Raw genomic sequence first — 23,318 nt, forward strand, 5'->3', positions numbered from 1 at the left:
GTATTTGCGGCCGAACGGACAATCCTCTCCATGTCCGATTTATCCCCGATAACGACCGGCAGACGTGCCCGGACTTCGGTTAGCTGAGCAGTCCGCTGATGTTCAGATGCCGGGAAATGCCCAAACATTTATGGTAGCGGCACCCTCGCGCAGCTTCTTGATGGGCACATAGTCTGGAGAATTCCAGAAGGCACGGATAGCCTCCATCGCGGGAAACTCGAACATCACGACTGGTCGCGTGTCGTGCTCGCCTTCGAGTACTTCCACCTTTGCGCCTCTCGCGACAAGTTTGCCGCCAAAGGAAGCGATGAATGGAACGACCGCCTCGCGGTACTTCTGATATTTGGGTTCGTCGGCAATGGTCGCTTGAACAACAAGATATGCAGGCATAATCGACCTTCATTTTTCATTTGCGCCGGGAAAATCGAATGGTCCAAGCGTAGTCACTCTCCGGGCCGCCGTCCATGATGCCAATGCGTGCTTGGCAGCAAAATCCGCTGCTGGTGCTGTCCTTCGCCGTGCGGCGAGGCTTCCTCGTGCGGGACCGCGCCTGGCTGTTGTCCCTCGACAAATTCCCGCTCACCGGACTTATCCTGGCCGCCGACTTCTGGCTGATCGCACGCGTCAGTGGTGTCTATTTTGCTTCGATGCCTCTCCGGGATGAATTGACGCTCGCGCTATTGGCCGTCGGCGGCACGATCGTCTATGCCCTCGTGATCCTCGCGCTGTTCGGCCGCCGCTGGTTGGTCTCGCTGGTGCGTGGCGAGGCGAGCTTCAATAGACGGACGCGCGGGAGCGGACGCTCGCCCCCAGAGTGTAAGCAACATCCGCACATCTCTTGATTTTACACGATTGCCGTGGTACTGGCATCTCATGATCAAATCGTCGCGCAAACTCAACTGCAACCACATGACCCGCTTCGGCCGGGCCGTGGGAGGAGTCGTGCGCTAGAATTCGACGACGACATCTTTTCCACCAGGCCCCGCCGGCATCGGACGGGGCCTTTTGTTTGGCCACGCTCCCTGCCGGCACAACAGCAGGAGCGTCCGATGCCACCTCAATTGACGAGCAGCACATCCGCGACGGAGGGCGATGCCGCGAGGCTCCGCCTCGACCTCTCCACCGTCTTGAGCCTGCTCAAGCGATACTGGTTTGCGTTTCAGGCGCGGCGCCGAGGCCAGCGAGTTACCTTGCAGGACCTGAGCGACAGGGAGTTGATGGATATCGGCCTAACGCGTTCCGAGATCGACCACATCACGCCTGAACGGGCTATCGACAGGCTGAGAGATCGCGTCGCGGATCCATGGAGTCGAGGCGTGATGTGAATGATCAAACGGCCGGAAGGGGACATGCGCTTTGCGAACGAGCGGCGGGCAGCACGCTGCCTGTTCTGCATTGCGAGACGAGTTCGGCAACTATCGTGCCATCAACCGGACCGGTCCTCACAGGGAAATGAGCGGGCTGCGACCTTTCCGTCATGACGGGCGTGGGTGCTGGGCGATCCATGCGCCTAAACTCGTTTGCCTTGCCAGTTTTTCCACGGCAATATGCCGGCAAAACAACCATAGGACGGGACAAGAAAATGGCGGCTCCCATCAAGTTCGGCGTTGGCCAAAGCGTGCTGCGCAAGGAGGATGACGCGCTCATCCGCGGCAAGGGCCGCTATACTGATGATTACGCGCCGCAGGCCGCGCTCCGTTGCCTGATGCTGCGCTCGCCGCACGCGCATGCCAAGTTCGCCATCGATGCGAGCCGCGCCCGCGGCTTGCCGGGCGTTGCCTTGATTCTGACCGCTGCCGACGTCGCCGATCTCGGCGATCTGCCCTGCCTGTTCAATCTCGAGACCGACCCGTTCAAGGGGCCTCCCTATCCGATCCTCGCCAAGGATGAAGTGCGCCATGTCGGCGATTCCGTCGCCTTCGTCGTCGCCGAGACCATCGACCAGGCCCGCGACGCGATCGAGGCGATCGAGGTCAAATGGAGCCCGTTGCCGGCGGTGACCGGCGTCGTCAATGCCGTCAAGAAGGGGGCGCCGCAGGTCTGGCCGGACAAGGCCGGCAACGTGCTGTTCGACGTTTCGATCGGCGACAAGAAAGCGACCGAAGCCGCGTTCGCCAAGGCGCATGCGGTCGCCGAGATCTCCATCGTCAATCCGCGCGTGGTCGCAAGCTTCATGGAGGCGCGCGCGGCCGTTTGCGAATACGACGCCAAGCGCGACCATCTGACGCTGACGGTCGGCAGCCAGGGCAGCCACCGCCTGCGCGACATCCTGTGCCAGAACGTGCTGAAGATTCCCACCGACAGGATGCGGGTGATCTGCCCCGACGTCGGCGGTGGGTTCGGCACGAAACTGTTCCCTTATCGCGAATACGCCTTGCTGGCGGTGGCGGCCAAAAAACTGAAGAAGACGGTGAAGTGGGCGGCGGACCGCACTGAGCACTTCATGGGCGATGCGCAGGGCCGCGACAATGTGACCACCGCCAAGATGGCGCTGGCCGAGGACGGCAAGTTCCTCGCGATGGATTGCGACCTGATGGGCGACATGGGCGCCTATCTGTCGACCTTCGGGCCCTACATCCCGCATGGCGGTGCCGGCATGCTGCCGGGCCTCTACGACATCCAGGCGTTCCACTGCCGGGTGCGCACCATCTTCACCAACAGCGTGCCGGTGGATGCCTATCGCGGTGCGGGCCGGCCCGAGGCCGCTTACGTCATCGAGCGCCTCGTGGATGCCTGCGCGCGAAAGCTCGACATGACGGTGGATGCCATCCGCCGCAAGAACTTCATCCAGCCGAAGGCGTTGCCGTACAAGACGGCCACGGGCAAGGTCTATGATTCCGGCGACTTCGCCGCGCATCTCAAGCGCGCAATGGAGATCGCCGAGTGGAAGGAATTTCCCAAGCGCGCCAAGCTGGCCAAAAAGCACGGCCTGATCCGCGGCATCGGGCTTGCGAGCTATGTCGAGGTCTGCGGCACCATGGGCGAGGAGACCGCCAATGTGCGGATGGATCCGAACGGCGATATCACCGTCCTGATCGGTACGCAGTCGAGCGGGCAGGGCCACCAGACCGCCTATGCGCAAATCGTCGCCGAGCAGTTCGGCGTTGCGCCCGAGCGCGTGCACATCCATCAAGGCGACACCGACGAGATCGCGACCGGTCTCGGCACCGGCGGTTCGGCTTCGATCCCGTCGGGCGGCGTCAGCGTCGAACGCGCCACGCGCGAGCTTGGGCAGAAGCTGAAGGAGATCGCGGCGCAGGCGCTGGAAGCCAGTGCCGGCGACCTCGAGATTACCGACGGCGTTGTGCGCATCGCAGGTACCGACCGTTCGATCTCGTTCGCCGATATCGCCAAGCGTCCCGGCGCCGATCCGTCGAAGCTCAATGCGAGCGCGACCTTTGCCAGCGCCGACGGCACCTATCCCAACGGCACCCATGTCGCGGAAGTCGAGATCGACCCTGCCACCGGCATCATCAAGATCGTCAACTACGTGATCGTCGACGATTTCGGCAAGACGCTCAATCCGCTGCTTTTGGCCGGACAGGTGCATGGCGGCGCCATGCAGGGCATCGGCCAGGCGCTGATGGAGCAGGTGGTCTACGGCGCGGGCGACGGCCAGCTGATCACCGCGACCTTCATGGACTACGCGCTGCCGCGCGCGGCGGACGGGCCCGACTTCGTGTTCGAGACCGCCAACGTTCCCTGCACGACCAATCCTCTGGGAGTGAAGGGGGCGGGCGAGGCCGGTGCGATCGGCTCCTGCCCCGCCGTCGTCAACGCCATCGTCGACGGCCTCTGGCGCGAATACAAGATCGACCACATCGACATGCCGGCGACGCCGGAGCGGGTCTGGGTCGCCATCAACGAGCACCATCGCCGTCACAGCCTCTAAGCTGCGACCTTCGGCGGCGGGAATAAACGCCCGCCGCCGGGTTCTATCCATGATGGCCCCCAACCTCTGCGACCCGGAGAAACATTCCGATGAAACGGACCATGATTGTCGTGAGCATCCTCTTGCTGGGTGCGGGCGCCGTGATGGCGCAGCAGGAGATTGCCGTGCAGCAGGACAACCTGATGCGTTCGATCGCCAAGAACCAGTATGGCGTCATCCTGAAGATGACGAAGGGCGATATCCCCTACGACCAGAAGGCCGTCGATCAGGCCATCGCAAGCATCGAGGCCGACGTCGCCAAAATCGCAAAAACCTTCGAGGTCAATCCCAAACAGGACGTGGTGAACGCCACCTACGGTGCATCATCAAAAGTCTGGCAGAACAAGGCCGATTTCGACTCCAAGATTCCGCCGGTGCAGAAGGCGATCACCGAGGTCAAGGGCAAGATCAGCGATGTGGCGAGCCTGAAGGCCGCCTACACTGCGATCAACGACCGCTGCAACGATTGCCATGAGACCTATCGGGTCAAATTGAAGTAGCGGTTGCAGCTTGTAGTCTGGATGGAGCGGCTTGTCCGCCGTAGCTCGTAGAGCGAAGGCGGAAGCGAAATCCGGGCTACCAGGAACTCAGAAAGGGCGGCCTGCGTAAGCAACCGCCCCTTTTTTGTTGTGTGACGTGACCAGCGGCCGCAACGGCGGCGCGCGGCGCAGCAGGAAATTCTGTTCGCAAGGCCTGACGGATCGTCGTTGGAGCAGCTATCTTTGCTCCAGCCGCCGCGACAGTGATGTGAGCCATTGGATGCTGGCGCATCTCGCTCCCTTACCGCTCCACTCGACGGAGTTCCAGCACGCGGCGAACAGCTCAATCAGGAACAGCGAGACAGGCCATGGCAAAACCGTTCCCGTCGAAGACTCACATCGGCAACCATATGCTGCATCCGGAAACGCTGATGCTGACCTATGGCTATGATCCGCAACTGTCGGAAGGCGCCATCAAGCCGCCGGTGTTCCTGACCTCGACCTTCGTGTTCAGGACGGCCGAGGACGGCCAGGACTTTTTCGATTTCGTCGCCGGCCGGCGCGAGCCGCCGGAAGGGATGGGCGCGGGCCTGGTCTATTCGCGCTTCAATCATCCCAACAGCGAAATCGTCGAGGACAGGCTCGCGATCTACGAGCGCACCGAGAGCTGCGCGCTGTTCTCATCCGGGATGGCGGCCATCGCAACCACGATCCTGGCTTTCGTCCGCCCTGGCGATGTCATTCTGCACTCCCAGCCGCTCTACGGCGGGACGGAAACCCTGCTGACGAACACGCTCTCGCGCCTGTCGATCGGCGCCGTTGGCTTCGCCGATGGCGTCGATGAAGCCGTGGTCAGCCAGGCCGCGGAGGAGGCCATGGGCAAGGGCCGGGTTTCGATGATCCTGATCGAAACCCCGGCCAACCCGACCAACGGGCTGGTCGACGTTGCGATGATGCGCCGTATCGCCGAGGCGATCGGAAAGCGCCAGGGACACGTTCCGATCATCGCCTGCGACAATACGCTGCTCGGGCCGGTGTTTCAGCGGCCGATCGAGCACGGCGCGGACATCTCACTGTACTCGCTCACGAAATATGTCGGCGGTCATTCCGACCTGATCGCGGGCGCCGCGCTCGGAGCGAGGGCGGTCGTGAAAGGCATCAAGGCGCTGAGAGGCGCCATCGGCACCCAGCTCGATCCGCATTCCTGCTGGATGATCAACCGGTCGCTCGAGACGCTGAGCCTGCGCATGGAGAAGGCCGATACGAATGCGCGTGTCGTGGCGGACTATCTGCGCGATCATCCGAAGGTGGCCAAGGTCCACTACCTCGGTCATCACGACGAAGCTTCGCCGGCCGGACAAGTGTTCGCGCGGCAATGCCTGGGGGCAGGATCCACGTTCTCGTTCGACATCGTCGGCGGCAAGGGGGCGGCGGTGAAATTCCTCAACGCGCTGCAGATACTCAAGCTGGCGGTGAGCCTTGGCGGCACGGAATCGCTGGCGAGCCTGCCGGCTACCATGACCCATTCCGGCGTTCCCGCCGACATCCGCCGGAAGATCGGCATCCTCGATTCCACGATCCGGCTGTCGATCGGCATCGAAAACCCGTCGGACCTGATCGCCGATCTCTCGCAGGCGCTGAACGCGGCTTGAGCGCAATCGGGTCCTGTCGAATCGAAAAGGCCGGACGCCCTCTCCAGCGTCCGGCCTTCGCCGACGAAACAGCCTCGAGAATTACTTCGTCACCTGGCCGCGGATCTCGCCGCCCGGATTGGCCGCGGTGTGGATGTTGACGTAGAGCTTGCCGGCGAGCAGATCGGCGGCCTGCGCGTCGGTCAGCGTCGCGGAGCCCTCGACCGGGCTTTTGGCGGCGCCCGGGATCGGGACCGCGACGCCGGCGTTCTTGCCGGCTTCGGCAGGTCCGTGGAAATGGGCGGCGGTGGCGGGGCCGGACAGGCCCGAATAAGTGAGCTTCCAGGACAGTTTCTTGCTGGCGGCGTCGTAGTCCAGATCGGCCGTTCCAGTGCCGCTGCTAGTCGTTGCGGGCACCTCGGACTTGGCGTCAAGCGTTGCTTTCAGCTTGTCCGCGTTGGCCGAACCGGCAAACGCAACGGCACCTAGCACTGACATGGCGATAGCGGTCTTGTTCATGACTCTCTCCCTGCTGAACCCGTTTGGGCTGCCAAACTTCCAACAGCCGGCATCTCACTTTATTCCCGTTTCAGGCCGCGGCGAGCTAAATTCTTCGTGGCTGGAGCGGCGAAGACATCGATCATAAGGTTCTCCGCAAGGTTTGAAAGGACTGCATGTTGCGACGAACAATTTCCGTGGTGCTGCTCGCCGCACTCGCCGCCGCCGGCGTCTATTGGTGGCTCAGCGCGCCGGTGGTGGCCGCCGCCGGCACTGCGCCTGCCCATGTCCCCAATCTCGCCAACGGCGAGGTGATGTTCAACGCCGGCGGTTGCGCCTCATGCCATGCCGTTCCCGGCCAGCCCGACCGCACCAGGCTCGGCGGCGGCGTCGCCATCAAGTCGCCGTTCGGAACGTTCTACGCGCCGAACATCTCCTCCGATCGGACCTCCGGCATCGGCAAATGGAGCGACGCCGATTTCCTCAACGCGGTGATGCACGGGGTGTCGCCGGACGGACAGCATTACTTTCCGGCGTTTCCCTATACGTCCTATCAGCATGCAAGGCGCGAGGATTTGCTCGATCTCTTCGCCTATCTGAAAACGCTGCCGCCTGTTGAGGGCAAGGTACGCGACCACGACGTGCGCTTTCCGTTCAGCATAAGGCGCAACATCGGCATCTGGAAATTTCTGTTCATGGACGGCAAGCCGCTGGTCGCCGACGGCACCAGGTCACCGCAATGGAATCGCGGCGCCTATCTGGTCAACGGCTTGGGCCATTGCGCGGAGTGTCACAGTCCGCGCAACGCGCTCGGCGGCATTATCTCCGGCGAACGCTTTGCCGGCGGGCCGAATCCGGAAGGCGAGGGATGGGTGCCCAACATCACCCAGAAGGGCCTCGGCGAGTGGAGCGCGAAGGATATTGCCTATTTCCTCAAGACCGGTGAATTGCCCGACGGCGACAGCGTCGGCGGCGCGATGACGCGCGTGATCAAGAACACCTCGCAATTGTCGGACGAGGATCTTGCGGCGATGGCGGACTATCTCAAGTCGCTGCCGCCGGTGGACGGCCCGCCGCGCCCCAAGCGCAAGGAGGGCGGCGCCTGACGAGGCCCGCCCCTTTCCGGATGGTTAGCTCGCGCCAAACGCCTTGAAGGTGATGATGGTGAGGGTGTCCTGGATGCCCGGGAGCACCTGCACCTTCTCGTTGATGAAGTGACCGATGTCGGTGTCGTTGTCGACGTAGAACTTCACCAGCAAATCGTAGTGGCCGGCCGTGGAGTAGATCTCGGAGGCGATCTCGGCTTCGGCAAGCGCATTGGCGACCGTATAGGACTGGCCGAGCTTGCATTTGATCTGGACGAAAAAGGGAACCATTGCAGTCACTCCGAAGGCATATCTGAAGGCTAATAGGCCAAACCCGGCCGGATTTAGCAAGCGGCCGGTCCGGATGCGGGGATAAGCCGCCCGCGGCCATCCTTCGAGACGCCCGCCCTTGGCGGGCCCTCAGGATGAGGGCGGAGTGGGTGGCGGCAGTTTCAAGGGGCAATGATGGCAGTTAGCCTCGGCCTGAGGAGACCGCGCAGCGGTCGTCTCGAAGGGCGAGGCGTGCTGCCAAATATCAAGTGCGATTGCTCCGCGATGCCCTATGAGGTCACCGTCGCCGCGGCAAAAGCGTCCCTGAGCCGCTGCGCCAGCTCGGCCTTGCGGTAGGGTTTTGTCAGGACGACCGCCTGCGCCTGCGCGCGGCCCTGCTCGACCAGGGTCTCCAGCGCGTAGCCCGATGTGAACAACACCGGTAGACCGGGGCGAATCCGCCGGGCCTGATCGGCGAGATCCCAGCCGCTGAAGCCGCCCGGCATGATGATGTCGGTGAACAGCATGTCGATGCCGGGATCGGTGCGCAGCCGCTGCAAGGCCTCCTTGCCGTTGACGGCGGCGACCACGCGATAGCCGAGCGCTTCCACCCTGACGATGACCGAGGACCGCACGAACGGATCGTCCTCCGCAATCAGGATGGTCTCGTGGCCCAGCGGCACCGCCTCTTCGCTCTCCTGCACATCTGCGAGGGAATGTGCGGCGCCGGCGCGCGGCAGGTAGATCCGGACCGTCGTTCCCAGGCCCTCTTCGCTGTAGATCGAGACATGGCCGTCGGATTGCTTTGCGAAGCCATAGACCATGCTAAGCCCGAGGCCCGAGCCCTTGCCGACCTCCTTGGTGGTGAAGAACGGCTCGAAGGCGTGTTCGATCACGTCGGACCTCATGCCTTCGCCGTCATCGGTGACGGAGATCAGGGCGTAACTGCCGGACATCACCTCCGGGTGCAGGGCGCGATAGTCCTCGTCGATCGCGGCCAGCTCCGTGCTCAGTGTCAAGTGCCCGCCGGCCGGCATGGCGTCCTGCGCGTTCAGCGCCAGGTTCAGCACGGCGGATTCGAGCTGGGCGCGGTCGGCGAAGGCCTGGATCGTGCCGGGACCGAACGCGGTCTTGATCTCGATGTTCTCGCGCAAGGTACGCTTGAACAGTTTCAGCATGGATTCGAGCAGCTCGCGGCAATCGATCGTCTGCGGCTGGAGCAGCTGGCGGCGGCTGAATGCGAGCAGCCGCTGCGTCAGCTCCGCGCCGCGCTCGCCGGACTCGCAGATGTCGTCGGCAAACTGCCGCAGATCGGGCCGGGCCTTGAGCTGCTCGCTCAGATGCTCGGCGTTGCCGATGATGACGGTGAGGAGATTGTTGAAGTCGTGGGCGATGCCGCCGGAGAGCTGGCCGACCGTCTCCATCTTCTGCGCCTGCTGGAGCTGCTGCTCGGTCAGCTTGCGCGCGGTCAGATCGTGGACGATGCCGACGTAGATCAGCTCGCCGTCCTGCCATGCCTGGCCCACCGACAGATTCATCGGAAAGGTCGAGCCGTCCTTGCGCAGGCCGGCGGCTTCCCCGGTTGCAAAACGCCGCGTATGACCCGTGGGTGAGGGTCTCTTCTCGTCGGTCATCAGCATGCCGATGTCATGATTCATGACCTCGTCAACGCGATATCCGAACAACCGTTCGCAGGCGGGATTGAACAGGAGAATGCGGGCTTGCGCATCGAACAGGATGACGCCGTCGACCGCGGTGTCGACGACGGCGGTGAGGCGCGTCATGCTCTCGCGCAGCGCGCGCTGGGCTTCACGGACCTGGCCGAGAAGCTGCGCCGCATCCCGGCTCTTGATCTCCTCCTCCTCGAGCGCGGCCTGGACCTTTTGAAGCTCGAACGGGGAGGGGATGGCCAGGATCTTCGGCAACAGCGGCCAAAGCGCACCGGCAGTGACCACGGACGCGACGGCCGTCGCCGCCTTGACGATGCCTTCGATGCCGTAGATAGGAACCCACAGCGTGTAGATCGACAGCACGTGCGTCAGGCCGCACGCCATGATGAAGATTGCGAAGGCCCAATAGACCCAGCCGAACTGGAGGTCGCGCCGTTTGGTGACGAGGATCGTGAGGGCGAACGGGATCGAGAAGTAGGCGGCCGCGATGAGGGCGTCGGAAACCACGTGCAGCCAGATCAGCTCGGGCTCCCACAGCAGGCAGATGCCGTGCGGTGAAAACATCGAGGAGTCGAGGATGCGTTCGAAGTAGGCCCACATGATTCCACTCCGACCGGCTTGCGGGCCGGGGCGGCCTGCAACATTGGTGTCGCTGGATGATTCCAGCACCAACGTCTCACTCCGCGATACGGACGCCAAGGGTCAAGACGATATAAGGACATATTTTGCAATCTGTGCACGATTGCGGGACGACAGCGCGGCACCGGGCCAAGACCGGCTGATTCGCCGGCCGGCCCGGCTTGCTGGCGTTCCGTGGTCGCGCTAGGACAGATCATGGCGATGCCCCTCTCAAGCGAATGGTTCCGGCGATGACGACGCCTGTCGCTCTCACAATTGCCGGCTCCGATTCGAGCGGCGGCGCCGGCATCCAGGCTGACCTCAAGACCTTTGCCGCGCTCGGCGTCTATGGCGCGTCCGCCATCACGGCGTTGACGGCGCAGAACACGCGCGGCGTCACTGGCATTCACGCGGTGCCCGCCGAGTTCGTCACAGCGCAGATCGACGCGGTGTTCTCCGATCTCGACGTCGGCGCGGTCAAGATCGGCATGGTGGCCCAGGTCGCCAGCATCGATGCGATCGCAGCCGCGCTGTCGCACTGGGCGCCCCGGCATATCGTGCTCGATCCCGTGATGGTGGCGACGTCGGGTGATCGCCTGCTCGCGTCCGAAGCCATCGACGCCCTGCGGACGAAGCTGATGCCGCTGGCCTCGGTGATCACGCCCAACCTGCCCGAGGCCGCGGCGCTGCTCGACGAGGCGGTCGCGGCAAGCGAGACGGAGATCGAGAGCCAGGGGCGCCGGCTGCTGGCGCTGGGCTGCCGCGCGGTCCTGATCAAGGGCGGGCACGGCGAGGGCGCCGAGAGCATCGACCATTTCGTCGATGCCGAGAACACGATCGCGCTCGCCGCGCCGCGCATTGCCACCCGCAACACCCATGGCACCGGCTGCTCGCTGTCCTCGGCGGTCGCCGCGGGGCTGGCGAAAGGCGAGGACCTCGAACACGCCGTGCGTAGCGCCAAGGCCTGGATCAGCGCCGCGATCGCGGCCGCCGACCGCTTCGGCGTCGGCCACGGCCACGGGCCGATCCATCATTTCCACAAGTTTTACTGAGCGGCGCGACGGCTGCTGCCGTTAACCAATAGGGCCACGGGGCCCGGGCTTTTTGCGGGCAGCCATTGCCGCTTCATGTCGCCTGATTGTCGCATGCGACTGATATTCGCGGGGGGGCGAGGCAAGGCGTGATTCGTATCTGAGGGTGCCTCAAAAGTTCAATCGGTCATCCCCCTGTCACGGGATCTTGTTACAGGCATGTCGCATGGGAAGTTACGATGTGAGTGACGAGAGCCCTGAAAGGCGCTTTCGCACCTTGTTCATCTCCGACGTTCATCTCGGAGCCCGCGGTTCTCAAGCCGACCTTCTGCTCGACTTCCTGCGCTACCACGATGCCGATACGATCTATCTCGTCGGCGACATTGTCGACGGCTGGGCGCTGAAATCGAGCTGGCACTGGCCGCAATCGCATAACGACCTGGTGCAGAAGCTGCTGCGCAAGGCACGCAAGGGCGCCAAGGTCATCTACATCCCCGGCAATCACGACGAGTTCCTGCGCAATTACTACGGCACGCATTTCGGCGGCATCGACGTGGTCGAGAACACCGTCCACACCGGCGCCGACGGCAAGCGCTATCTCGTCATCCACGGCGACATCTTCGACCTCGTGGTGCAGAACGCGCGCTGGCTCGCCCATCTCGGCGACAAGGCCTACGACTTCGCGATCCAGATGAATCGCTTCGTCAACTTCTTCCGGCGCATGTTCAAGGTGCCGTACTGGTCGCTGTCGCAATGGGCCAAGCAGAAGGTCAAGAACGCGGTCAACTATATCGGCGCGTTCGAGCAGGCGCTCGCCGCCGAAGCGCGGCGCCACGACGCCGACGGCGTGATCTGCGGCCACATCCACTACGCCGTGATCCGCGACGAGGGCGGCATCCGCTACATGAATTGCGGCGACTGGGTGGAGAGCTGCACGGCGCTGGTCGAGCACGACGACGGTCATTTCGAGATCATCACCTGGGCTGATCAGGTGCAGAAGCCGTCACAAGTTCCGCAGGTCGCAGCAAGGGCAGCCTGAATGCGCATCCTGGTCGCGACCGACGCCTGGCACCCGCAAGTCAACGGGGTGGTTCGGACGCTGACCAAGCTTGCTGACGCCGCCAAGGGCTTCGGCGTCGAGTTCACGTTCCTGACGCCGCAATCGTTCCGCACCTTCGCGATGCCGAGCTACCGCGACGTCCGGCTCGCGATGCCGCGCCCGGCACGGATCGCGAAGCTGATCGAGGAAGCGCGCCCCGACAGCATCCACATCGCGACGGAAGGGCCGATCGGCCTGATGGTTCGCCGCTATTGCCGCCAGCGCAAGCTGCCGTTCACGACCAGCTTCCACACCCGTTTCCCCGAATACGTCCGCGCCCGGGTGCCGGTTCCGGAATCCCTGATCTGGCGGGCGCTGCGCCGTTTCCACGGGGCAAGCCGCGCCGTAATGGCGGCAACGCCTGCGCTCGCCAGCGAGCTGACCGAGCGCGGCTTTGCCAATGTCGTGCTGTGGCCGCGCGGCGTTGACACAAAACTGTTCCATCCCCGCGCGATTGATCTCTGCCTTCCGGCACCGGTGTTCCTCTCGGTCGGGCGCGTTGCGGTGGAGAAGAATCTCGAGGCTTTTCTCGAACTCGATCTGCCCGGCACCAAGGTGATCGTCGGCGACGGTCCGGCGCGTGCCGTGCTGGAAGAAGCCTATCCCGACGCGATCTTCCTTGGGCAGAAGCACGGCGACGAACTGGCCGACATCTATGCCGCCGCCGATGTGTTCGTGTTTCCGAGCAAGACCGACACCTTCGGCCTGGTCCTGCTGGAAGCACTCGCAAGCGGCCTGCCGGTAGCCGCCTTCCCGGTGAAGGGGCCCCGCGACGTGATCGGCGATGCGCCGGTCGGCGCCCTCGATCCCGATTTGCGCAATGCCTGCTTCGCCGCGCTCGACATCTCCCGGCAGGCCTGCGTCGAATTTGCCGCCGACTACACCTGGGAGGCCTCGGCCCGGGCGTTTGTGGACAGCATCAGGGCGGTCGGAGCCATGCTGCCAGGGCGAAACGGCGCGGAACAGCCACGTTTCGTTGCCTAAGAGGTGGAAACCCTCGCGCGGAGGTGTCTTGCCCACGCCTCATCCGCCGGGATAACATCTGCCATGACCGAACAGCTCCTCCCGATCGGCCCTGCCGACATCGATGCCGCAGCGCGCGTGATTGCGCCCTTCGCCGTCCGCACCCCGCTGTTGTCCTTTCCCGTGCTCAATGAGCGCGTCGGTGCCAAGGTGTTCCTGAAGCCGGAGATGCTCCAGCGCACCGGCTCCTTCAAGTTCCGCGGCGCCTTCAACAAGGTCGCATCGATCCCGCAGGACAAGCGCGCCGGTGGCGTCGTCGCGTTCTCCTCCGGCAACCACGCCCAGGGCGTGGCGGCCGCCGCAAAAATCCTCGACATGCAGGCGACCATCGTGATGCCCGCGGATGCGCCGCTGTCCAAGCGCGAGCGCACCAAATCCTACGGCGCCGAGGTCGTGCTGTACGATCGCGACCGCGACGACCGCGAGGCGATCTCGCGCGGCATCGCCGAGAAGCGCGGCGCGACGCTGGTCAGGCCCTATGACGATCCCTTCGTGATCGCGGGGCAGGGCACCGCCGGCCGCGAGATCGCGGAGGACATGGCGGCGCTCGGCCTCAGCCCCGACATCGTGGTGGCTCCGGCCTCCGGCGGCGGCCTGATCGCAGGCGTCGCGACCGCCGTGAAGGCGCGCTATCCGCTGGCCCAGATCGTGGTGGCCGAACCCGAGGCGTTCGACGATCACGGCCTGTCGCTGACGGCAGGTCATCGCGAGCCGCATGCGCCGGCCGGCCGCACCATCTGCGATGCGCTGATGGCCTTGATCCCCGGCGAGATGACGTTCGCCATCAACAGCAAGCTGCTCGCACGCGGCGTCACGGCGTCGGACAAGGAAGTCGGTGCGGCCGTCGCCTTTGCCTATCGCGAGCTGAAGCTCGTGGTCGAGCCGGGCGGCGCGGTGGGCTTGGCCGCGCTGCTCGCGGGCCGCCTCGACGTTGCCGGGAAGAACGTCGTCATCGTGCTCTCCGGCGGCAACGTCGACGCCGATCTGTTCGCCGAGCTGGTGGCCTGAGAACAATTTCCTGTGGCCCATCCATCCTTCGAGACGCCCGCTTCGCGGGCTCCTCAGGATGAGGACGAAATGCGCAGCAGCACTTTCAGCCGGTACCGATGCCTTCGAGCCTCATCCTGAGGAAACCGCGAAGCGGTCGCCTCGAAGGACGAGGCGCGCGCTCAGGCCGCCCAAAGGCCACCTGGTAAGGACAGGCCGCGATGCAGCTGATCACGTCTATTCCCCGAACATGAAAGGGGCAGAGCGTTTCCGCTCTGCCCCTTTGTCGTTGTGTGGCCGACCGCGATCAGTGCATGAAGCCGCGATGGTTGTTGCCGCCGCCCATGCTCGGCGACTGGTTCATCGACTGGCGGAAGTTGTTGCCGTTGTTGTTGACCATCCGGTTGGTCGTGTTGAACTGCGGCCGGCTGTTGTTCTGGACCTGCACCTTGTTGACCGGGTTGGTGTTGATCTTGACGCCGTTGTTGACGCGGATCGGGTTGTTTTGGGTCTGAACCTTTACGGGGTTGGTCTCGACGGTCGAACCGCCCTTGCCGACATTCACCGGCATGCTCACGATCTTGCCGGGAGTGGCATTGGTCGTGCCGTTGCCAGTGCCGGCATTGTTGCCGCCGTTCTGCGTAATGTTGGTCGCCGGCAGCGTCACGATCTTGCCGATGCCGCCATTGGTGTTGGTCGTGTTGGTCGGCGCAGGCAGGGTGACGATCTTGCCCGGGGTCTGCGACGGCGTGCCGTTCTGCTGGTTGTTGCCCGCCGGCAGGTTGACGATCTGACCGCCGTTGCCGAGCTTGCCGATGCCGTTGTTGTCGCCCGGCTTCTGCATGATCGGCAGGTTGCCGCCCATCTGGCCACCGCCATTACCCTGCTGCATCAGTGGCATGTACTTCGGCTGGCCGAGATTGCCGACCTTGAAGGTCGGGTTGACGTTCTGCGGCGCCAGGAACCTGGTCGCCTGCATCAAGGGGACCAGCTTCGGCTGGACTTCGAGCTTCAGCGCGACTTGCGCATAGGGGGTGTTGCCGTAGCTGTCGTAGAAGTTCTTGTAGCCGATCGGCGAGTTCGCGAGCACCGCCTTGTGCCAGGCCTGCGTGAGCAGCAGGTTGTTGAGCAGCCAGCGGACGTGGTCGCACAGCGGATCGTGCGGGTACATCTGGATGAACTCCTGATAGTACTCCGGCCGCGCCTCGGACACCACGTAATCATAGGCCTGGCGGGTCGAGCGGCTCGGCAGGTTGGAGGCCATCTGCACGACAGGCGCATTCACCGGCGCGCGGTTGGCGGCAACGGCGGTGTCGCCGAAGAAGGTGAAGTCGGAGGTCAGCGACGAGCTCTCCCACGGGATCTGCGCGCCGCTGGTGCTCTGGTTCACTTCGAGACGCACGCGCTTGAAGAGTTGCTCGATCGGCACGTTGGGCTCGCGCGCGACGTTCAGGAAGGCCTGGGTGTAGGGGCTGTGGCCACCGGTACCGTCCTGCGCTTCCGCGCCCGGCGCGGTCGAGTAGCCGACGATCGAACCGTTCGGCGCATCGACGATGGCAAGGCCACGGCCGGCGTCGTTGACGTTCGGGAACGGGTTGTTGCGGCAGGCATCGAGGATGACGATGCGCATGCGGCTCGGGATCGTCTCCAGCGTCGACATCACGTCGACCAGGCGAACCGAGTTGTTGACGAGCTCGGTCTGGCTCGAGACCTTGGCGTCGACGGGAACGAGGTAGTTCTCGCCGGCGAGCTGCACGCCGTGACCGGCGTAGTAGACCATCGCCACCGTGTTCGGACCGCGCGCGGACACTTTGGCGGAGAAGTCCTGCACCACGCGGAGCATGTCGTTCTGGCCGAGATCGGTTGCGGCCACCACTTCGAACCCGGCCGAATTCAGGAACTTCGCCATCGACTCCGCGTCATTGTCGGGGTTGGCGAGCTGCGGCGCGTTCTGGTAGTTCGAATTGCCGATCACCAGCGCCACCCGCTGTTCCGGGCCTTGCAACGCGGTGGGGGCCGGCTCGACCGGGGCGACTTGCGCGGAAACGGGGCCGCAGGCGAAGCCGAACAGGCTTCCCAGCAGGCTAGCCGTCATCAGGAAAGGCTTTAGGCGGAACATGGCGTGCTCCTTTGGCACTGATCTCGATGCGAGATTGGTTGCGAGGAAGCTTGGCCGCGTTCGAGCTTGTGGTCCGTGATCGTGATCACCATGATAGGCTGCGTGATCTGAATCACGTTTGGAACCTGGTCAGGTTGGCGCCCGATGGGAGGACAGTCCGTCACATGCTGAAATCGATCGATCCGATCCTGACGCCTGATCTGCTCTGGCTGCTGGCTTCCATGGGCCATAGCGACGACCTCGTTTTCGTCGACGCCAACCACCCGGCCACCCGCATCGCGCAGAGCACCACATCGCAGCGCCTGATCCATCTGCCGGGCATGAGCATGGAGACCGCCATCCGCGCCATCATGTCGGTCTATCCGCTCGACGATTTCGATCCAGATCCGGTCCGCGTGATGATGCCGGTCGACGACCCCGACCGCGTCCCCGACGTGCAGCGCGCGGTGCTGGCCGAGATCGAACGCACCGTCGGCCGCCCAGTCGTTCCCGGAAAGCTCTCACGCCCTGACTTCTATCGCGCGGCAGCGGCGAGCTTTGGCGTGGTCCAGGTCGGCGACTGCAGAGGCTATGGCTGCTTCCTGATCAGGAAGGGCGTGATCAGCTAGGGTCAGTCATCAATTGGGACGGCCAGCCGATGCGCACAAGAAGACCGTCAGGCCGGATATTCCGACCTCGTAGAGCCCCCATTCGCGATGGCGCAGCACGCCGCCGGGCCGGATGATCAAATCGTCCACGCGGGCGGCGACGGCATCCACCTCGGGCGTGCGAATGATCGGCCCCGGTGCTCTATAGTCGTGGCCCGTTTCCCGATCCGCAAGGGCGCCGGCCGCAGAGATCGTCGATGATATTGTGACGCCGGACGAGATCAGCTGTGCCTGAAAGGGCCGACTTCGCGGATCACCTTGCAGATCTGCAGAAAGCCGCTGGCGTAGAACTCGGCATGTCCCCGCTTCATCGTCTCGACGTGTTCGGGGTGGGTGCGCCAGGCTTCGAGCGCTTCCTCCGAGGCAAAACGGAACACGGTGAGTTCCTCGCCGTCATCGGCCTTGAACGACTTGATCGACAGAAAGCCCGGAAGACGGCTGACGATATCGTACATGCGCCCGCCGAGGCGGTCGTGTTCGTCGACAGAGGCGCCGTCCCGCAATTGTAGATCGCCAATGACAATCACTTCGCCAATCATGTGTCCTCAACCTTCGGTGATGGAATTTCCGTCCCCGACCTCTTCGGTTTCGCGGGGGGCTTTGTTACATCGCGCCAGGCGAGATTGTTTTCGTGCACGGGTTGTTTCGGCGTGTGTCAATTCCTCGTCGTCGAAACATCGATCGTCGGATGTCGCCCGAAATTCCCGGTTGCGATGAACTTCGCCCCGAATTTGAATGGCCTGCCGGCATCCGACTGTCTATGATCGGTCCATGTCTCGCCTTATGTGTCTATCTGTCGCTATTGTCCTGTCGCTGCTGCCGGCTGTCGCCCCCGCTGCGTCAATCCAGAAACGCCACAAGCAGGCCTGGCAAGGCTACGGCTTCCTGCCGGGCTATCGTCAGCCGCTGAGCAACAGCATTCCGCTCTACAAGCAGAAGGACGCGATGCGGCGCCTGTCGCGCAACGACCGGCGCCACTGGTACATCGACCCGGTTCCGCAATATTACGGCTGGGATGGTGATTGGCATTATTTCGGCCGGCCCGGCTTCGGCGGCGGCCGCTACAACGGCGGCAGCTTCGGTCCGTGCTGGACTCGAACACCGATCGGCGCGGTCTGGAATTGCGGGTGATGGGGCGAGCAGGCGGCGGCTAGTCCGTTATTGCGAGAGCGCGCGCCTCACTCTCCTTCTGCGCCCCTGACGCAGTGTAGCGCTACTTCAGCGGTGCGCTGCAAAGCTGCAGCCCATCTTGCACAGGAATTCGTTGCTTGCGGGATCCCGGCTCTGCGCAGCAACGCCAAGGGCGTTGCAGCGCGTCCGGGACACGAGACCGAGTATGCTGCGTTCCCTTACGAGAAGAACGCGATCTTCTCGGCCTGGGTCATGCGGCGGATCGGCGCGAGGGGGTCGTTCGCTGCCGCGCGGGGCTTTTGCAAAATGCCGCTGGCGAGGATGGTGGCGCCGAGCGAGGCTTCCGGGACCGGTGAGGGCATCGGAAGCGATGCGGTCGGCGCCGCGGCGAATGTTGCCGTGGCGGCCATCGCAGGGGCCGGCTGCTCCATCACTTCGGCGGCGGCTTCCGCGATGGCGTTGGTGAGGCGCGCCAGCGATTCCATCGCGATCGGCGCTTCCTCGGCGGGCTCTTCCATCACCGGTGCGATCGGTTTCGGCATCTCGGCGGCAATGGGCGCTGCGGCCTCCGCAACCATCGGGTCCGCAACGGCCGCTTCCATCTCGACGGGCTCGATGATCTCGTCGAACTCCGGATCGGGTGCAGCCATCTCCAGCGCGATGGCGTCAAGTATGGCTTCGTCCTCGGCTTCCGCGGCGGCATCCGGCGCAAACGCGTCGGTCACCTCCGTGAAGGCGGCGGGCTCTGCAATAGCGGTGTCGTCAGGCGCGATCTCGCTCTCGGCGGCGATCTCGGGCCCGGCGGCGGCGTTCATTGCCTCCTCGGCGACGACGAACGCTTCGGCGGCGCCGGCCGTCTCCACGGCCGGTTCGGGCTCGGGGGCCTTGGCGATGTCCTGCGGCGGCTCCGTAAAAGCCAGGGGCGCTTCGCTTGCCATCGCGGCAGGCGCGACCTCCGCAGGCGATGCGTCCGCCACGGGCGATGCTGCGTTCTGCTCCGCAGCCGGCGAGGGCCGCACCGCAGCTTGCGGCTTCGTGTCGCCGTCGGCCTCCAGCTGCTCGATCCGATCCCTGAGCAGATCGAATGCGGCCTGGAGCTCGACGCGGGGATCGATGGTCGAAACCTGTCCGCAGGCCGCCTCGATGGAGGCGAGCTGCGAATCAATCAGGTCGCAGATTCGCCCGTCGGCGCCGATCTCGCGCCAGCGCCAGGAGATCTCCTTGATGATGCGCACGCCGCGCGGGATCGCAGCGAGGATCGCCTCGATCGCCGCGGGATCGACGGCCGCGATCGCGATAGTCTCGGCTTCGCGAATGGCGCGGCGGATCTCGACCAGCGCTTCGGGCAGGCGGTCCTCGACGACGGGTTGTCGCTGTGCCGCAAGGGTTTCTTCGATTTTCGCGACCGCATTGAGCACCATGGCCGTGTCGGCATTGCGGTTGCGCTTGGCATATTCGCCGAGGAACCAGCGGCCGCGCGCGGTCTCCATGAAGGCTTCGCGGATCGCGTCGTAATCCTGCTCGTTCGGCTCGGCCGCGCGGGCAGACATGGGCGAGAGGGCGAATGCTTCGTTGGCCATGACAATCTCGTCGCGCAAATCACCGCGCGTTACTGTAACGATCACCACGATATCGACCGAATCGCAATTGGTTTGATGGCACCCGAATCACAAATCCCCATCGCAGCGCTCTCGGGGCGGCGATTCGCCCGCTACCTTGCGCTGTTCTACAGCACGTCATTCGCTGTCATGGGCACCCATCTGCCGTTCTTTACGGTGTGGTTGAAGGCCATCGGCATCGAGCCGGCCTGGATCGGGATCATCGGCGCCGTTCCAGCCGTCACGCGCTTCACAACGCTGCCCTTCGTGACGAGCCTTGCCGAACGGCGCCAAGCGTTGCGCGGAGCGATGATCCTGACGGCGTCGGCCACCGCGCTCTGCTTTGCACTCGTCGGCACCCAGCAGCAGCCTTGGCCGGTGCTGCTGCTCTACATTGCGACCTGCTGCTGCTGGACTCCATTGTTGCCGCTCACCGATGCTTACGCGTTGCGCGGCGTCGCCCGTTACAAGCTCGATTACGGACCCTTGCGGCTCTGGGGATCGGTCGCGTTCATCCTCGGTGCGCTTGCCTGCGGTTTTTTGGTCGACATGATCGCCGCGCGTCAGCTGATCTGGGTCATCGTTGCGATGGCGACAGTCTCGGCCATGGCCACGCTTTCGCTTCGTCCGCTGGAGGATGCGCCGCGATCGACGAGGGGAACGCAGGCTGGCAAGGCCCTGCTGCGCGATGCGGGCTTCCTGGCCATCATCTCTGCGTCCGCGCTGATCCAGTGCAGCCACGTCGCCTTCTACACGTTCGCCTCGATCAACTGGCAGAGCCAAGGTCTCGGCGGGTTGACGATCGCGGGACTGTGGGCGCTCGGCGTGCTTGCCGAGATCGTCGTCTTCGCGCTGTCGCCACGCTTCTCGCTACACCCGTCGCTGCTGGTGGTGATCGGAGGCTTGAGTGCCGTGGTGCGCTGGCTGATCACCGCGCAGGATCCGCCGATCGCCATGCTCGCGCTCGCCCAGCTCGGGCACAGCTTGAGCTTCGGCCTCACCCAGGTCGGCGTGATGAATCTCATGGTGCGTCACGTTCCCTCGCATCAGATGGCACGCGGGCAGGGATATTACGCGGCAACCAACGGTCTCCTGAGTTCGGCGACGTCGATCATCTCGGGCGTGCTCTACGCGCGCTATGGCGAGGCGTTGTACTACGTCATGGCCGCGATGGCCGCTGCCGGTGCCCTCGTGATGTGGTCGGCGAGGCACCGGCTCAAGGCTCATCCCCACAGCGAAGCGTCCGGCGGATAGACCAGGCTGTCGTCATAGCGCAGGGCGTGATCGCGATCGCGCGCCAGCAGCAGCGGGCCGTCGAGATCGACGAAGCGCGCCTGCGGCGTCACCAGCATCGCCGGGGCCATCGACAACGAGGTTGCCACCATGCAGCCGATCATGATCTCGAAGCCGAGCGCCTGCGCGGCGTCCGCCATCGCGAGCGCCTCGGTGAGGCCGCCGGTCTTGTCGAGCTTGATGTTGACGGCGTCGTAGCGCTCGCGGAGCGGCGCCAGCGAGCGGCGATCGTGCACGCTCTCGTCGGCGCAGACCACGAGCGGCCGCTTGATCCGCGCCAGCGTGCCGTCCTTGCCGGCCGGCAGCGGCTGCTCGACCAGGGTGACGCCGGCGGCGGCGCAGGCGCTCAGATTGTGCTCCAGATTGGCCTCGGTCCAGGCCTCGTTGGCATCCACGATCAGCTCGGATTCGGGGGCGACCTTGCGCACCGCGGCGATCCGCTCCGGATCGCCGTCGCCGCCGAGCTTGATCTTGAGTAGCGGCCGGTGCGCCGCCCTGGCGGTCGCCGCCGCCATGGCGTCGGGGGTGCCCAGCGAGATCGTGTAGGCCGTGGTGCGCTCGCCCGGCACCGGGCGGTCGAGCAGGCTCCAGGCGCGCAAGCCGGCCGCCTTGGCTTCCAGATCGATCAGGGCGCAATCCAGGGCATTACGGGCCGCGCCGGGAGGCATGGCCGCCTGGAGAGCCTGGCGGGTGAGGCCGCCGGCCACGGCCTCCCGCATGGCCTGGATGGCCGCGAGCGTCGCCTCGGGCGTCTCGCCATAACGGGGATAGGGCACGCATTCGCCGCGGCCGGTCAGGCCGTCCCGGCTGACCTCGGCCGTGACGGTCACGGCCTCGGTCTTGGCGCCCCGGCTGATGGTAAAACTGCCGGCGATGGGGAAGCGCTCGATTCGCGCGGCGAGAACCGGAACTTTGCTGGAAGTCATTTTGAACTCTGGCGAAATCTGAACCTGCTAGTTACCTCTAGCAACTAACGTTAACCAGTTGGGGATACCTTCTCCGGGTAAGGGCGCGTGCGCAACGATCTGATGAGTCTATCCGTTTCTTGCGCCCCGGCACGGGAGCGGACATCTTGAACGGCGATCCGAAGCTGGAACGGATTGCGAAGGGCAATGCGCTGGCACTCTGCGCCACCGGAACCTGGACCGCGAGCTTCGCGCCGGTCCTGGAGCGGATGGTGGCGGACGCCGAAAAGCTCGCGGGCGGTTCGCAAAGCGTCTTCATCGACGTCTCCGAGGTCGCCAAGCTCGACACTTTCGGTGCCTGGCTGATCGAGCGGCTGCGCCGTAGCCTCACGCAAGGCGCCGTCGAGGCGCAGATCGCCGGGCTTTCCACCAATTATGCGAGTCTCGTCGACGAGGTGCGGCGGGTACGGGCGACACCCGTCGTCGACAGCAGCACGATCACCATCACCGGCATGCTGGAGCAGATCGGCCGGACCGTGGCCGGCGTCGGCGCCACCGTGGCGGGCCTGATCGACATGCTCGGCGCGGTGCTCGCGGCGGGTTTTCGCGTGCTGATCCATCCGCGTTCGCTGCGCCTGACCTCGACCGTGCATCATCTAGAACAGGTCTGCTGGCGCGCGGTGCCGATCATCGTGCTGATCACCTTCCTGATCGGCTGCATCATCGCGCAGCAGGGTATCTTTCATTTCCGCCGCTTCGGCGCCGATATCTTCGTCGTCGACATGCTCGGCGTGCTGGTGCTGCGCGAGATCGGCGTCCTCCTGGTCGCGATCATGGTGGCGGGCCGCTCGGGCAGCGCCTACACCGCCGAGCTCGGTTCGATGAAGATGCGCGAGGAGATCGACGCGCTGCGCACCATGGGGTTCGACCCGATCGAGGTCTTGGTGCTGCCGCGCATGCTGGCGCTGGTACTGGCGCTGCCGATCCTCGCCTTTCTCGGCGCGATGGCCGCGCTCTATGGCGGCGGTCTCGTCGCCTGGCTCTATGGCGGCGTCGATCCCGAAGCCTTCCTGCTGCGCCTGCGCGACGCCATCTCGATCGACCATTTCATCGTCGGCATCGTCAAGGCGCCGGTCATGGCCGCGGTGATCGGCATCGTCGCCTGCGTCGAGGGCCTCGCCGTGCAGGGCAGCGCTGAATCGCTCGGCCAGCACACGACGGCGTCGGTGGTGAAGGGGATCTTCTTCGTCATCGTCATGGACGGCGTGTTCGCGATCTTCTTCGCCTCGATCGGGATGTGACG

General features: G+C 64.6%; 22 protein-coding genes. 14 read left to right on the forward strand and 8 right to left on the reverse strand.

What is annotated here, in order from left to right:
• Positions 1-102: 102 nt before the first annotated feature.
• Positions 103-390 carry a DUF1330 domain-containing protein gene (locus JQ572_RS22650; RefSeq protein WP_211385043.1) on the reverse strand — a complete coding sequence of 96 codons (288 nt, stop codon included), beginning with the start codon at positions 388-390 and terminating at the stop codon, positions 103-105.
• Positions 391-473: 83 nt separating this feature from the next.
• On the opposite strand from JQ572_RS22650, the gene JQ572_RS22655 reads away from it, so the two are divergent.
• The 5 genes from JQ572_RS22655 (at position 474) to JQ572_RS22675 (ending at position 6,062) form a co-directional block, all read left to right on the forward strand.
• Complete coding sequence (locus JQ572_RS22655; RefSeq protein ID WP_249129199.1) at positions 474-842, forward strand: hypothetical protein; 369 nt, start codon at positions 474-476, stop codon at positions 840-842.
• 207 nt (positions 843-1,049) lie between these two features.
• The gene (locus JQ572_RS22660; protein ID WP_211385044.1) at positions 1,050-1,325 is read left to right on the forward strand and encodes a DUF1127 domain-containing protein; all 276 of its coding nucleotides are present in this window, start codon (positions 1,050-1,052) and stop codon (positions 1,323-1,325) included.
• A 257-nt stretch (positions 1,326-1,582) separates the two neighbouring features.
• On the forward strand, positions 1,583-3,892 hold the full coding sequence (locus JQ572_RS22665; protein ID WP_211385045.1) for a xanthine dehydrogenase family protein molybdopterin-binding subunit: 2,310 nt from the start codon (positions 1,583-1,585) through the stop codon (positions 3,890-3,892).
• 89 nt (positions 3,893-3,981) lie between these two features.
• Positions 3,982-4,431 (forward strand): c-type cytochrome, encoded by a 450-nt coding sequence (locus JQ572_RS22670; RefSeq protein ID WP_211385046.1) that lies wholly within the window; start codon positions 3,982-3,984, stop codon positions 4,429-4,431.
• 347 nt (positions 4,432-4,778) lie between these two features.
• Positions 4,779-6,062, forward strand: a complete 1,284-nt coding sequence (locus JQ572_RS22675; protein ID WP_211385047.1) for a cystathionine gamma-synthase family protein — start codon at positions 4,779-4,781, stop codon at positions 6,060-6,062.
• An 81-nt stretch (positions 6,063-6,143) separates the two neighbouring features.
• Here JQ572_RS22675 and JQ572_RS22680 read toward each other — a convergent pair whose 3' ends face one another.
• On the reverse strand, positions 6,144-6,560 hold the full coding sequence (locus tag JQ572_RS22680; protein ID WP_211385048.1) for a CHRD domain-containing protein: 417 nt from the start codon (positions 6,558-6,560) through the stop codon (positions 6,144-6,146).
• 155 nt (positions 6,561-6,715) lie between these two features.
• On the opposite strand from JQ572_RS22680, the gene JQ572_RS22685 reads away from it, so the two are divergent.
• Entirely contained in the window at positions 6,716-7,645 is a 930-nt protein-coding gene (locus JQ572_RS22685; RefSeq protein WP_211385049.1) for a c-type cytochrome, read from the forward strand.
• A 24-nt stretch (positions 7,646-7,669) separates the two neighbouring features.
• On the opposite strand, the gene JQ572_RS22690 is transcribed toward JQ572_RS22685, so the two are convergent.
• On the reverse strand, positions 7,670-7,915 hold the full coding sequence (locus JQ572_RS22690) for an Lrp/AsnC ligand binding domain-containing protein (RefSeq protein WP_045008738.1): 246 nt from the start codon (positions 7,913-7,915) through the stop codon (positions 7,670-7,672).
• Between the two features lie 269 nt (positions 7,916-8,184).
• Positions 8,185-10,164: a PAS domain S-box protein gene (locus JQ572_RS22695; protein ID WP_211385050.1), complete on the reverse strand. Its 1,980-nt coding sequence runs from the start codon at positions 10,162-10,164 to the stop codon at positions 8,185-8,187.
• Between the two features lie 269 nt (positions 10,165-10,433).
• On the opposite strand from JQ572_RS22695, the gene thiD reads away from it, so the two are divergent.
• From thiD to JQ572_RS22715, 4 genes are all read left to right on the forward strand, one after another.
• Positions 10,434-11,234 carry a bifunctional hydroxymethylpyrimidine kinase/phosphomethylpyrimidine kinase gene (gene thiD, locus JQ572_RS22700; RefSeq protein ID WP_211385051.1) on the forward strand — a complete coding sequence of 267 codons (801 nt, stop codon included), beginning with the start codon at positions 10,434-10,436 and terminating at the stop codon, positions 11,232-11,234.
• 205 nt (positions 11,235-11,439) lie between these two features.
• Positions 11,440-12,252 carry a UDP-2,3-diacylglucosamine diphosphatase gene (locus tag JQ572_RS22705; protein WP_211385052.1) on the forward strand — a complete coding sequence of 271 codons (813 nt, stop codon included), beginning with the start codon at positions 11,440-11,442 and terminating at the stop codon, positions 12,250-12,252.
• Complete coding sequence (locus JQ572_RS22710; protein ID WP_211385053.1) at positions 12,253-13,296, forward strand: glycosyltransferase family 4 protein; 1,044 nt, start codon at positions 12,253-12,255, stop codon at positions 13,294-13,296.
• A gap of 63 nt (positions 13,297-13,359) precedes the next feature.
• Entirely contained in the window at positions 13,360-14,343 is a 984-nt protein-coding gene (locus tag JQ572_RS22715) for a threonine/serine dehydratase family protein (RefSeq protein WP_211385054.1), read from the forward strand.
• A gap of 286 nt (positions 14,344-14,629) precedes the next feature.
• Here JQ572_RS22715 and JQ572_RS22720 read toward each other — a convergent pair whose 3' ends face one another.
• Positions 14,630-16,441 (reverse strand): caspase family protein, encoded by a 1,812-nt coding sequence (locus JQ572_RS22720; protein ID WP_211385055.1) that lies wholly within the window; start codon positions 16,439-16,441, stop codon positions 14,630-14,632.
• Positions 16,442-16,605: 164 nt separating this feature from the next.
• Here JQ572_RS22720 and JQ572_RS22725 point away from each other — a divergent pair, with 164 nt between their 5' ends.
• Positions 16,606-17,049 (forward strand): RbsD/FucU family protein, encoded by a 444-nt coding sequence (locus tag JQ572_RS22725; RefSeq protein WP_211385056.1) that lies wholly within the window; start codon positions 16,606-16,608, stop codon positions 17,047-17,049.
• Positions 17,050-17,309: 260 nt separating this feature from the next.
• Here JQ572_RS22725 and JQ572_RS22730 read toward each other — a convergent pair whose 3' ends face one another.
• Complete coding sequence (locus JQ572_RS22730; protein ID WP_211385057.1) at positions 17,310-17,627, reverse strand: antibiotic biosynthesis monooxygenase family protein; 318 nt, start codon at positions 17,625-17,627, stop codon at positions 17,310-17,312.
• 232 nt (positions 17,628-17,859) lie between these two features.
• Between JQ572_RS22730 and JQ572_RS22735 the strand changes: the two genes are divergently transcribed.
• On the forward strand, positions 17,860-18,219 hold the full coding sequence (locus tag JQ572_RS22735; protein ID WP_211385058.1) for a hypothetical protein: 360 nt from the start codon (positions 17,860-17,862) through the stop codon (positions 18,217-18,219).
• Between the two features lie 218 nt (positions 18,220-18,437).
• Here JQ572_RS22735 and JQ572_RS22740 read toward each other — a convergent pair whose 3' ends face one another.
• Positions 18,438-19,799: a hypothetical protein gene (locus tag JQ572_RS22740; RefSeq protein WP_211385059.1), complete on the reverse strand. Its 1,362-nt coding sequence runs from the start codon at positions 19,797-19,799 to the stop codon at positions 18,438-18,440.
• Positions 19,800-19,874: 75 nt separating this feature from the next.
• On the opposite strand from JQ572_RS22740, the gene JQ572_RS22745 reads away from it, so the two are divergent.
• On the forward strand, positions 19,875-21,071 hold the full coding sequence (locus tag JQ572_RS22745) for an MFS transporter (RefSeq protein ID WP_211385060.1): 1,197 nt from the start codon (positions 19,875-19,877) through the stop codon (positions 21,069-21,071).
• On the opposite strand, the gene dgcA is transcribed toward JQ572_RS22745, so the two are convergent.
• Entirely contained in the window at positions 21,041-22,036 is a 996-nt protein-coding gene (gene dgcA / locus JQ572_RS22750; RefSeq protein WP_211385061.1) for an N-acetyl-D-Glu racemase DgcA, read from the reverse strand. The two genes, JQ572_RS22745 and dgcA, sit on opposite strands and share 31 nt — an antisense overlap.
• Before the next feature lie 146 nt (positions 22,037-22,182).
• On the opposite strand from dgcA, the gene JQ572_RS22755 reads away from it, so the two are divergent.
• Positions 22,183-23,316, forward strand: coding sequence for an MlaE family ABC transporter permease (locus tag JQ572_RS22755; RefSeq protein WP_211385062.1), 1,134 nt, complete (start codon positions 22,183-22,185; stop codon positions 23,314-23,316).
• Positions 23,317-23,318 lie beyond the last annotated feature (2 nt).

It is taken from the genome of Bradyrhizobium sp. SZCCT0153, from assembly GCF_018129995.1.
Taxonomy (GTDB): domain Bacteria; phylum Pseudomonadota; class Alphaproteobacteria; order Rhizobiales; family Xanthobacteraceae; genus Bradyrhizobium; species Bradyrhizobium japonicum_G.